An 11,492-nucleotide genomic window follows, 5' to 3' on the forward strand; every position below is an offset into this window, starting at 1 on the left:
CGACGCTAACCGGACAGGACCGCTGTCACCGCGAAGGCTGGGACGAGCCGTCGAATCTGTGGATGAACTGTCCGCCTGTGGACAACTCCTACGCCCGGGAGACGACCACCCCGACGGCGCCGGGCCCGACGTGGGCGCCGAGGACCGCGTCGAGTTCCGATACCGACAGCGGAATCCCGGCGGGCAGCCGTTCGGCGAGTTCTGCGGCGAGCCGCTCGGCACGCTCGGGGGCTTCGCGGTGGTGCACGGCCACCGCGGTCACCGGCTCCGCGGAGTCGACGACGCCGTCGACCAGTTTCGTCATCGCCTTGGTCATGGTGCGTGTCTTCTCCCGCAACACCAGCCGGCCGTCGACGAGGTGCAGCACGGGTTTCATCGCCAGAGCGGTGCCGAGCAGCGCTGTGGCGGTGCCGATACGTCCGCCGCGGCGCAGATGGTCCAGCCGGTCGACCACCAGCAGGGTTCGACTGTGGGCGGCGACCTCCACCGCCCGGTCGTACACTTCCCGCACGCTCGCACCGGACCGGGCCGCTTCCGCGGCTGCCAGAGCAGCGAATCCCAGACCCATTGCGGTGGTTCGACTGTCGACCAGCTGCACTCGGTCACCGAGGGCGTCGGCAGCATAGCGGGCGGCCGACCAGGTACCCGACAGTTCACGGGACAGGTGCACGGCCACCACCCCGTCGCCGCCACTGTCGGACAGCGCGTCGGCGTACGCTTGCGTCAATTCCGCCGGGGAGGGGCCGGAAGTCGTGACGCCGGAGAGGTCGGCGGGCAGGTCGTCCACGCCCTCACGCAACTCGACACCGTCGGCGATCACGTGCAGCGGCACGACACGGATGTCGTAGCGCTCCACCAGTTCCGGGTCGAGACAGCACGACGAGTCGGTCACCACTACTACAGACACGCCGCCTACCGTATGTCCTCCGCAGCGAGGCGCGCATCCCGGCGCACCATACGTACCGCCTCGGCCACCGCGGCGGCAACCTCGCTGTGCCCGTTCCAACCCCAGTGGATGCCGTCCGGGTTCGCGTCACCGGAATGGATGTCCGCGTGCACGGCCTCGCCGAGATCGACCAGCGGGACCGATTTCTCGGAGGCCCACCGGTTGATTGCCCGGGCGGCGGCGGGTCGACCGCGGTGCACCGCGCGGTACTGCTCGCTGCGGTGCACCGACGGCAGCGTGGCGATGACCGGAAGGTCCGGCCGCATGTACGCCAGCGACTCGCGGATGGTCTCGAGGTAGTCCACACTGACCCGGGGCGGCAGGGCCACCGGCCAGCCGAGCGGGGACAGCCGGGGCTGCAGCCACCCGTAGGTCTCCCGTACGACGCGGCGCAACCGCGGTGGGCGCACGTAACGCAGCGTTTCGCGCAGCGCCGTCGGCAGCGGGGACGGCAGCGTGTCCATGCCGCCGACGGCCAGCACGACAGCACCTGCCCGCGGAATCGTCGCCCATACGCGCGGATCCTGGGTCATGGCCCACCACGCGTCGCGCGTCGTCCACCCGATCCGCGCGACGAGCTCCACGTCCCAGTCGAGTTCGCGCGCCACGATATTCGGCCAGATTCGCGGATGGTCCGCCGGGAGCCCGCCCTTCGGGCCGTAGTAGCTGAGGGAGTCCCCGATCACCAGCAGCGTCGGCCGCTGCGGACCGGCCGTCGGCTGTGGCTCAGAGGACGTCATCGGCCGCCACCGTCGCCGTCGCGTTCCACACGTCGAGGCGCCACGAGGGCCGGTCGCCGTATCCGCTGAGCTGGACCCAGCCGGTGTTGCCGAGTCCGCCGAGGACCGGCCACCGGTCGACCGGAAGATCGAGCAGGGCGGCCGTGAGCGCCGCGATCAGTCCGCCGTGCGCGACGACGATGATCGGGCGGTGCACCCACTGCTCGTGCTTGTCGAGCAGTTCCTGGATCACCGGTGCGCTGCGCCGCGCCACGTCGACCCGGCTCTCACCCTCGGGAGGGGCCCAGGTCGCGTCGGCCCGCCACGCCGCGCGGGCCCCCGGGGACACCGCGTCCACGTCGTGGTGGGTCAGGCCCTGCCAACGGCCGAGGTGGGTCTCGCGCAGACGCGGATCGATTTCCACCGGCAGCCCGGCCTGGTCACCGAGTTCGACGGCGGTGTCGTAGGCGCGCCGCAGATCGGACGAGACGATGGCGACGGGACTGTGCTCGACGAGGACCCGGGCCGCGGCCACGGCCTGCCGCCGCCCCAGCGCGGACAGCTCGGTGTCGAGCTGCCCCTGCATGCGACTGGTGGCGTTGTACTCGGTCTGGCCGTGGCGTACCAGGATCAGCCGCCGGACCGGTACCGCGTGGGTCACCGGTCCCCCGGCGCGTCGTCCGGGGCGGGGGTGGTGCCGCCCGCCGCTGCACCCGTGCCGGCGTCGCCGGCCGACGGGGGCGCGTCCGTGTCGCCCGCCGGCGCGGGCGCGCCGATGCCGTCGACGCTGATCACCGGGCAGTCCTTCCACAACCGGTCGAGTGCGTAGAAGTTGCGTTCGTCGTCGTGCTGGATGTGCACCACCACGTCGACGTAGTCCAGCAGGGTCCAACGACCCTCGCGGGTGCCCTCGCGCCGCACGGGCTTGTGCCCGGCGAGCCGCAGCTTCTCCTCGACGTTGTCGACGATCGCGTTGACCTGGCGCTCGTTGGCCGCGGAGGCGATCACGAAGCAGTCGGTGATGACCAGTTGCTCGGACACGTCGAGCACCACCACGTCGGTGGCCAGTTTCTCGTCGGCCGCGCGGGCCGCGATGCGTGCCATCTCGATGGCTTCTGCAGTTGCCGTCACTGCGTGGTCTTCCTCTCGGGGTGGGGATGGGACTCGGGATGGGTCACCGGGTGGGGGTGGGGCTCAGCGTGGGGGTGAGACACGGTCGTCGTGCCGTCGGGGCGCCGCGAGTTCGCGGGCCGATACAGGTTGCGCTTGCTGATGTACTGCACCACCCCGTCGGGCACCAGGTACCAGATGGGTCTGTGCTCACGCACCCGCGTCCGGCAGTCGGTCGACGAGATCGCCAGCGCCGGGATCTCGACGAGGCCGACGGTGTCGGCCGGCAGCTTCGCGAGATGCTCGGCGAGGTGCTCGACGTGCAGGTCGTAGCCCGGACGCGACACCCCGACGAACCGGGCCAGCTCGAACAGCTCGGCCCAGTCCTGCCACGACAGAATGGATGCCATCGCGTCGGCGCCGGTGATGAAGTACAACTGGGTGTCGGGCATCAGTGCGCGCAGGTCGCGCAGCGTGTCGACGGTGTAGGTGGCCTTCTCGCGTTCGATGTCGACCCGGCTGACGGAGAACCGTGGATTCGAGGCGGTCGCGATGACCGTCATCAGGTAGCGGTCCTCTGCCGTGCTGACCTCGCGTCCCGACTTCTGCCAGGGGTGTCCGGTGGGCACGAACACGACCTCGTCGAGGTCGTACCGGTCGGCCACTTCGCTGGCCGCGACGAGATGCCCGTGGTGGATGGGGTCGAAGGTTCCGCCCATGACACCGACGCGCCGGCGCGGCGGGGAATTCGGGACGGATGGCTCGTGCACGATGGTCCAGCTTACGGGTTCACACCGGCAGCAGGGCCGCCACCACCTGCGCCAGCTGCTGTGCGGACCGGCACTCGTGCATCGTGATCACCTCGCTGTACACCTCGGCTGCCGAATCGCCGGCTCCCCACTGGCCGCGTGGTTCCGGGTTGAGCCAGTGGGCGTGCCGGGCAACGGCCACCAGGTGTTCGAGCGCTGCGAGGTTGGGATCGCGGTAATTGGTCCGGGCGTCGCCGAGCACGAGCAGGGAGCTGCGGCTGGTGAGACTGTGCGCGTACCGCTCGGTGAACACGCCGAGCGCGTGACCGTAGTCGGAGTGGCCGTCGTAGGCGATCAGTTCGGCCTCCTGCAGCATTCGTGACATGGCGACCCCGAGGTCCGCGCCGGCGGAGAAGTGGTGGGTGACCTCGTCGGTGCTGTCGATGAAAGCGAACACCCGGACACGGGAGAACTGCTCGCGCAGGGCGTGCACGAGTAGCAGGGTGAAGTGGGAGAAGCCGGCGACCGATCCGGAGACGTCGCAGAGCACCACGAGCTCCGGACGGGCGGGACGTGGTTTGCGGTTGACGAGGTCGATCGGCACCCCGCCGGTGGACATCGACTTGCGCAGGGTCCGGCGCAGGTCGATCGCCCCCGCGCGGGCCCGCCGTCGTCGCGCGGCGAGCCGGCTCGCGAGCAGCCGCGCCAGTGGGGTGACGCTGCGGCGCAGCGCGGTGAGCTCGGCGTCGGTGGCCCGCAGGAAGTCGACCTCCTCGGCCAGTTTGGGCACCCCGTAGGTGGCGACGCGGTCGCGTCCGACCTGTTCGGCCGTGCGGCGCCGCGTCTCGCGTTCGACCATGGCCCGGAAGTCCGCCACCCGGCGCGCGGCGGTGCGGCGGGCTACTTCGGTGGCGTACTCGGTGTCCTGGTCCCGTTCCTCGGCGCCGGCGTTGCCGAGCAGTCCCTCGAGGATCTTCGACACCAGTGTCTCGGGCGAGACCTGGCGCAGGGCCTGGTACGCCGAGAACGACGACTTGTCACCCGAGGTGTACTGGCCCAGCTCCTCGACGATCTGCGCGGTCAGCAACTCGACGAGTTCGAACGCCTCGGCGGAGTCGTCGGCCAGCATCTCGGCGATCAGGTCCCGCAGCGCCTCGAAGTCGATCTCGCCGTCCGGGGTGCGCGGCAGGGTCGGATCGATCCCGCCGGCCTCGCGGCGTCCGACCGCGGCCGGGAACCACAGGTCGAACAGGGCGTCGAACGTCGGCCGATGGGTGGGCCGTCGCAGCAGCGCGCACGCCAGCCCCTCGCGGAGGGCGTCCCGGTCGAGCAGGTCGAGCACCGAGACGACCCGGCCGGCGTCGACGGTCTCCGACGGTCCTACGGGGATGCCGCGACGGCGCAGCGCCTCGACGAACCCGACGAGGTGGCCGGGCAACCCGTGCGGCGCCGACGGCCCGTGGTCCCGCAGCGGCGGGCGCGCCCCGGCCATCTCAGTTCAACCGCAGCTCGGCCGCGGCCCGCAGCTGATCGGACTGGTGTTTGAGGATGACGCCGAGGGTCGCCCGCACGGCCGCATCGTCGAGGGTGTCGAGGCCCAGGGCGAGCAGCGTGCGGCCCCAGTCGATCGTCTCCGCCACCGACGGCAGTTTCTTGAGCTGCATGCCGCGCAGTACCCGGACTGTGCGCACGAGCTGCTCGGCGACGGCCTCGGGCAACTCCGGAACCCGGCTCGCCAGGATGCGGCGCTCGAGGTCGGCATCGGGGAAGTCGAGATGCAGGAACAGGCAGCGCCGCTTGAGTGCCTCGGACAGTTCTCGGGTGGCGTTCGAGGTGAGCACCGTGAAGGGTTTGCGGGTGGCGCTGATGGTGCCGAGTTCGGGCACGGTGACCGCGAAATCGCTGAGCACCTCGAGCAGCAGACCCTCGATCTCCACGTCGGCCTTGTCGACCTCGTCGACGAGCAGCACCGTCGGGTCCTCCCGGCGGATGGCGGTCAGCAGCGGGCGCGGCAGGAGGAACTCCTCGGAGAACACGTCCTGCTTGGTCGCGTCCCAGGAATGGTCGGTGCCGGCCTGGATCCGCAGGATCTGCTTGGCGTGGTTCCACTCGTAGAGTGCCCGCGACTCGTCGACACCCTCATAGCACTGCAGCCGCACCAGCTCGGCGCCGGATGTCTGCGCCACCGCGCGGGCCAGCTCGGTCTTGCCCACTCCGGCGGGGCCTTCGATGAGCAGCGGTTTGCCGAGGCGATCGGCGAGGAACACCGCGGTGGCAGTGGCCTTGTCGGCGAGGTATCCGGTCTCGGCGAGGCGGTCGATCACCTCGTCGACGTCGGCGAAGATCGGCGGGGTGGTCGGCAGCGCACGGTCCACGCTGTGTCCTTTCGTCGGGGCGGGCCGGTCGGGGTGCGGATCTCGTCGAGCGCTGTCGGGCGCCGACCTCAGGCCGGCCGGGTGTGGCCGTCGCCCCAGACCACCCATTTGGTGGAGGTGAGTTCCGGCAGTCCCATCGGGCCGCGGGCGTGCAGCTTCTGGGTGGAGATACCGATCTCGGCACCGAACCCGAACTGCTCCCCGTCGGTGAACGCCGTCGAAGCGTTGACCATGACGGCTGCGGCATCGACCCGCGCGGAGAACTCACGGGCCGCCGCGAGGTCGGAGGTCACGATGGCCTCGGTGTGTCCGGTGCCGTACCGGTCGATGTGCGCGACGGCCGCATCGAGGTCGTCGACGACGGCGAGCGCGACGTCGAGACTCAGGTACTCGTCGGCCCAGTCCGATTCGGTGGCAGGTTCGAGGCCGGGCAGGTCGCCGTGGACGGTGACGCCGTGGCTGCGCAGCACCTGCAGCAGCCGGGGCACGACGTCGTCGGCGACGGCCTTGTCCACCAGGATCGTCTCGGCGGTGTTGCACACACTGGGCCGGCGGGTCTTGGCGTTGACCACGATCTTCTCGGCCATCTCCGGATCGGCCGACGCATGCACGTAGACATGGCAGTTGCCCACGCCCGTCTCGATGGTGGGCACGGTCGCGTCGCGGACGACGGCGGAGATCAGTCCGGCACCGCCGCGCGGGATGACGACGTCGACGAGTCCGCGGGCCTGGATGAGGTGCGTGACCGAGGATCGGTCCGCACTGGGCAGCAGTTGTACGGCGTCCTCGGGCAGTTCCTGCGTTGCGAGGGCGCCGCGCAGGGCCTCGACGAGGGCCGCGTTGGAGCGGGCGGCGGACGAGGACCCGCGCAGCAGGGCCGCGTTGCCGGATTTGAGGGCCAGACCGAAGGCGTCGACCGTGACGTTCGGCCTGGCTTCGTACACCATGCCGACGACGCCGAGCGGCACCCGCAGCTGCCGGATCTCGAGGCCGTTGGGCAGGGTCGAGCCGCGGACCACCTCGCCGATCGGGTCGGGCAGCCCCGCAACCTGGCGCAACCCCGCCGCGATGCCCTCGACTCGGGCCTGGGTGAGACGGAGCCGGTCGAGCAGGGATTCCTCGGTGCCCGCCGCGCGGGCGGTCTCGATGTCCTCGGCGTTGGCCGCGAGCACCGCGTCGGACGCGGCGAGCACCGCGTCCGCGGCGGCATGCAGGGCGGCGTCCTTCTGCGCGGTGGTGAGCAGGGCGAGCCGGCGGGAGGCGACGCGGGCGCGACGGGCCGCGGCGTGCACGGCCTCGCGGGTGTCCCCGGCGCCGGTCGCCCGGACGTCCCCGGAAACGGTCGCAGATGAGTCAGGGGTCACGGCAGTCATGGCCTCCAGACTAGTCCGCATCCGGACCGCTCAGCGCAGCCCGGTCCCCCGGGCCAGGGCGGTGTCGACCAGGGTGGAGAGCAACGTGCGGTATTCGAGGCCGCTGGCCTCCCACATGCGCGGGTACATCGAGATCGACGTGAACCCAGGCATGGTGTTGATCTCGTTGATCACCGGCCCGTCCTCCGTAACGAAGAAGTCGACCCGGGACAGGCCCTGGCAGTCGAGGGCGCGGAAGGCGCGGACCGCGAGGTCCCGGATCCGGTCGGAGACGTCGTCGTCGAGCTTGGCAGGCACGTCGAATTCGCACACGTCGTCGAGGTACTTGGTGTCGAAGTCGTAGAACGCCTCGTGATCGCCGGACGGGTCGGGCATCCGGATCTCGGCGACGACGCTGGCCCGCACATCGCCGTCGGGGAACTCGAGCACCCCGCATTCGACCTCGCGGCCGACGATCGCGGATTCGACGATCACCTTCGGGTCGTGCCGGCGGGCCTTGTCGATCGCCGCATCGAGCGCCGCCCAGTCGGCGACCCGGCTGATCCCGATGGAGGACCCGCCGCGGGCGGGCTTGACGAAGACGGGGAGGCCGAGACGCTGTTTCTGCTGCTCGGTGACGGTCGCGGTACCGGGCCGCAGCACGACCTGGAAGCCGACGGGCAGACCCTCCGCGGCCAGCAGTTTCTTGGTGAACTCCTTGTCCATACCGGCAGCGCTGGCGAGGACCCCCGGTCCCACGTACGGGACGCCGGCGAGTTCGAGCAGCCCCTGGATGGTGCCGTCCTCGCCGTACGCACCGTGCAGCACCGGGAACACGACGTCGACGGAGGCGAGCACCTTGCCGAACTCGCCCTCGGCGAGGGCGACGATGTCGCCCGCCCGGGTGGGGTCGGCGGTGAGGACCAGCGCCGAACCGTCCGCGTCGACGGTCGGCAGTTCGCGGCCCGCCTTGGCGAGCCGTTCCGGGTCCGTGTCGGCGAGCACCCAGGCGCCGTCGGTGGTGATGCCGATCGGGACGGCCTCGTAGCGTTGCGGGTCGAGGTGACGCAGGATGCTACCTGCCGAAACGCAGGAGACGGAGTGCTCGTTGCTGCGGCCACCGAAGACGACGGCCACCCGGATTCGGGGTGTGCTCACGGCACAAACCGTACCGGTGCCGCCGGCCCGGCCGATATCCGAGTCCTGCTCAGCGGCGGGCGAGCGCGCGGTCGAGATCGTCGAGGAGGTCGGCGGTGTCCTCGATCCCGCAGGACAAGCGCACGAAGCCGGGCGGTACGGGATCACCCCAGCGGGCACGCCGGTCCGCGGTGGTGTGGATGCCCCCGAAACTGGTCGCGGCGGTGACGAGCTCGCTCGCCGCGACGAACCGGTGGAACTGCTGTTCGTCGTCGAGCCGGAAGGTCACCAGCGGCCCGAACCGGCGCATCTGCGCCGCGGCGACGGGGTGCGCGGGATCGTCGTCCAGGCCGGGGTATCGGACGCTACGGACCGCGGGATGTTCGCGCAGCATCGTGGCCACGGCGAGCGCGTTGGCGCACTGCCGGTCGAAGCGCAACCCGGCGGTGCCCAGGCTGCGGTGTGCCAGCCACGTCTCGAACGGACCGAGGACGGCGCCGGAGAGCAGGCGCTCCCGTTCGAGGGGTGGCACGAGGGCGCCGTCGGCCACGGCGAGATACCCCATCAGCAGATCGCTGTGCCCGCTGAGCGATTTCGTGCCGCTGGCGACAACGATGTCCGCGCCCAGCGCGAGGGGCTGCTGCCCCAGCGGGGTGGCGGTGGTGTTGTCCACCACGAGCAGGGCGCCCGCCGTCCGGCACAGCGCCGCGGTGGCGCGCAGGTCGACGACGTCCAGTCCCGGGTTGGACGGGGTCTCGGCGAGCACGAGCGCGCCCTCTCCGGCATCGGCGAGGACCGCGTGGAGACCACCGTCGCCGAACTGGGCACAGGTGAGCTCGTGAACTGTGATGCCGAGGGGTTCGAGGCGTTCCCGCGCGTAGGCCCGCATTTGGTAGTACCCGTCCGCGGGGACGACGACGGTGCCACCGCCACGGCTCAGCGACCGCAGCGCGACGGTGACCGCGGACATGCCGGATCCGACGACGCGGGCTGCCGCCGCGCCCTCGAGCGCGGCCAGCGCGGATTCGAGGGCCCGCCAGCCAGGATTGGAGGCGCGGGCGTAGGTGTCGGTTTCGGTGCCTTCCGCGCCGAGCTGGTAGGGAGCCGCGAGAACCGGGCCGGGTTGCAGTGGAGCCCCGGGAACATGTTCGGCAGCAACCGCTTTCACACAACGCGTCGAGTCGCCCGGCACGCTCTCACTCCGGTTTGACTCGACGGCCGAGAAGCAGTCCGATCGCCTCGGGCACCGACATGCCCTCATAGCAGACACGGTGCACGGCGTCGGTGAGCGGCATCTCCACGTCGTAGCTGGCCGCCAGCGCCCGGACGGAGGTGCACGATTTGACCCCCTCGGCCACCTGGCCGTGGGTGGCCTCCTGCGCACTCTCGAGTGTCTCTCCCCGCCCCAGTCGTTCGCCGAACGACCGGTTGCGCGACAGGGGTGAGGTGCACGTGGCCACCAGGTCGCCCACGCCCGCGAGCCCGGCCAGCGTGGCCGGCTTGGCACCGAGGGCAGTTCCCAGCCGGGTGATCTCGGCCAGGCCGCGGGTGATGATGGAGGCGACGGTGTTGTCGCCGAGTCCGACCCCGGCCGCCATGCCGCACGCGAGGGCGATGACGTTCTTGCACGCGCCACCGATCTCGCAGCCGATGACATCGGTATTCGTGTAAGGCCTGAAATAACCTGTCGCACATGCTCTTTGAATCTCGAGCGCGCGAGTGGAGTCGGAACATGCGATCACCGTGGCGGCGGGCTGCCGATCGGCGATCTCACGGGCGAGATTCGGTCCCGACAGCACCGCGATGCGGTCGTGCTCGGCGCCGGTCACCTGAGCGATCACCTGGCTCATCCGCATCAGGGTGCCGCTCTCGATGCCCTTCGCCAGGCTCAACAGGGTCGCCTCGGGACCGATGTCGTCGCGCCACGACTCGAGATTCGCGCGCAACGTCTGCGACGGCACCGCGAGGACGAGGAAGTCCACTCCGTCGAGAGCGACGCGATGATCCGCGGTGGCGCGCACCGTAGCGGGCAGTTCGACGCCGGGCAGGTAGTCCGGGTTCTCGTGCCGGGTGGCGATCGCCTCGGCCACCTCCGCGCGCCGCGCCCAGATCGTCACGTCCGTTCCGGCCTCCGCCAGCACCTTTGCGAAGGCCGTCCCCCACGACCCCGCCCCCAACACCGCAGCCTTGCTCACGCAGTCCCCTTACTCGTGTCCGATCCCGTCCGCAGACCAGCGCCGCGGTTGCTCCAGTATCGCCTACCGCCGCGCCCGCGACCCCCGTCGCCGCCGACTGGCAGAATCGACGACCATGACCACCGCGCACGCGCTGATTCCCGTCAAGGCCCTGGGCCTGGCGAAGTCGCGGCTCGCGCATGTTCTCGATCCCGGCGACCGAGCCGCGCTGGTGCTCGCGATGCTCGCCGACACCCTGCACGCGGCGCTGGCGGTCGAGGGGCTCGCCGTCACCGTCATCACCACCGACGCCGACGTCGCCGCGCTCGCCCTCGGCGCGGGTGCGCACACGCTCGCCGATCCCCCGGTCGCCGACACGGCCGGCGCCTCCGTGGGTCCCGGCCCCTCCGATCCCCCATCCCTCGATCCCGCCTCCCTCGATCCCGCCTCCCTCGATCCCGCCTCCCTCGATCCACTGAATGCAGCGCTCGCCGCCGCCGCCCACCGGGTGCGCTCCCGCAAGCCGGGCGTGGATCTGATCGCGCTGCACGCGGACCTGCCGGCGCTGCGGCCCGCCGAACTGTCCGCGGCGCTCTCCGCGGCCCGCGAGGCCGGCCGGGCGGTCGTCGTGGACCACACCGGCACCGGCACCTCGGCGCTGCTGCACTGCACGCCCGAACCACTCGACCCGCTGTTCGGCCCTGATTCGGCGCACCGTCACGTGCGGGCGGGCGCCCACCCCCTGACCGGGGACTGGCCCGGACTGCGGCTCGACGTCGACACCGTCGCCGACCTCGAGGCCGCGACGGCGCAGGGTGTCGGGTCCGCGACGGCGTCGGTGCTGGCACGGATCGGATGGCCGATGCCTGTTCGTCATCCCGACTTCGGGTGACGGACGCCGACGGATTGTCCGCCGTTCCGAAACTGAGG

The 11,492-nt window shown here is 71.1% G+C and carries 12 protein-coding genes; 1 reads left to right on the top strand and 11 read right to left on the bottom strand.

What is annotated here, in order from left to right; translation table 11 throughout:
- Positions 1–88: 88 nt before the first annotated feature.
- The 11 genes from AC2IPW_RS15130 to AC2IPW_RS15180 form a co-directional block, all read right to left on the bottom strand.
- The gene (locus AC2IPW_RS15130; protein ID WP_040782625.1) at positions 89–907 is read right to left on the bottom strand and encodes a DegV family protein; all 819 of its coding nucleotides are present in this window, start codon (positions 905–907) and stop codon (positions 89–91) included.
- Between the two features lie 5 nt (positions 908–912).
- Complete coding sequence (gene octT, locus AC2IPW_RS15135) at positions 913–1,686, bottom strand: diglucosylglycerate octanoyltransferase (RefSeq protein WP_054373722.1); 774 nt, start codon at positions 1,684–1,686, stop codon at positions 913–915.
- Positions 1,673–2,326, bottom strand: a complete 654-nt coding sequence (locus tag AC2IPW_RS15140; RefSeq protein WP_003937015.1) for a histidine phosphatase family protein — start codon at positions 2,324–2,326, stop codon at positions 1,673–1,675. The genes octT and AC2IPW_RS15140 overlap by 14 nt, the downstream gene beginning before the upstream one ends.
- Positions 2,323–2,796, bottom strand: a complete 474-nt coding sequence (gene rsfS, locus AC2IPW_RS15145; protein WP_486375126.1) for a ribosome silencing factor — start codon at positions 2,794–2,796, stop codon at positions 2,323–2,325. Before rsfS ends, AC2IPW_RS15140 begins: the two co-directional genes overlap by 4 nt.
- The gene (gene nadD, locus AC2IPW_RS15150; protein WP_054373720.1) at positions 2,793–3,494 is read right to left on the bottom strand and encodes a nicotinate-nucleotide adenylyltransferase; all 702 of its coding nucleotides are present in this window, start codon (positions 3,492–3,494) and stop codon (positions 2,793–2,795) included. Before nadD ends, rsfS begins: the two co-directional genes overlap by 4 nt.
- A 70-nt stretch (positions 3,495–3,564) precedes the next feature.
- Entirely contained in the window at positions 3,565–5,016 is a 1,452-nt protein-coding gene (locus AC2IPW_RS15155) for a vWA domain-containing protein (protein ID WP_450121048.1), read from the bottom strand.
- A gap of 1 nt (position 5,017) precedes the next feature.
- A complete protein-coding gene (locus AC2IPW_RS15160) occupies positions 5,018–5,899 on the bottom strand; it encodes an AAA family ATPase (protein ID WP_003937011.1) in 882 nt (293 codons plus the stop codon).
- Between the two features lie 68 nt (positions 5,900–5,967).
- Positions 5,968–7,272 (bottom strand): glutamate-5-semialdehyde dehydrogenase, encoded by a 1,305-nt coding sequence (locus AC2IPW_RS15165; protein WP_003937010.1) that lies wholly within the window; start codon positions 7,270–7,272, stop codon positions 5,968–5,970.
- Positions 7,273–7,302: 30 nt separating this feature from the next.
- The gene (locus AC2IPW_RS15170) at positions 7,303–8,409 is read right to left on the bottom strand and encodes a D-alanine--D-alanine ligase family protein (RefSeq protein WP_193788789.1); all 1,107 of its coding nucleotides are present in this window, start codon (positions 8,407–8,409) and stop codon (positions 7,303–7,305) included.
- Between the two features lie 49 nt (positions 8,410–8,458).
- The gene (locus AC2IPW_RS15175) at positions 8,459–9,580 is read right to left on the bottom strand and encodes a cystathionine gamma-lyase (protein ID WP_486375127.1); all 1,122 of its coding nucleotides are present in this window, start codon (positions 9,578–9,580) and stop codon (positions 8,459–8,461) included.
- A gap of 4 nt (positions 9,581–9,584) precedes the next feature.
- Positions 9,585–10,583, bottom strand: coding sequence for an NAD(P)H-dependent glycerol-3-phosphate dehydrogenase (locus AC2IPW_RS15180; RefSeq protein WP_003937007.1), 999 nt, complete (start codon positions 10,581–10,583; stop codon positions 9,585–9,587).
- Positions 10,584–10,698: 115 nt separating this feature from the next.
- On the opposite strand from AC2IPW_RS15180, the gene cofC reads away from it, so the two are divergent.
- Positions 10,699–11,454, top strand: a complete 756-nt coding sequence (gene cofC, locus AC2IPW_RS15185; protein WP_486375128.1) for a 2-phospho-L-lactate guanylyltransferase — start codon at positions 10,699–10,701, stop codon at positions 11,452–11,454.
- Positions 11,455–11,492 lie beyond the last annotated feature (38 nt).

Source organism: Rhodococcus sp. NS-SX18 (genome assembly GCF_057367935.1).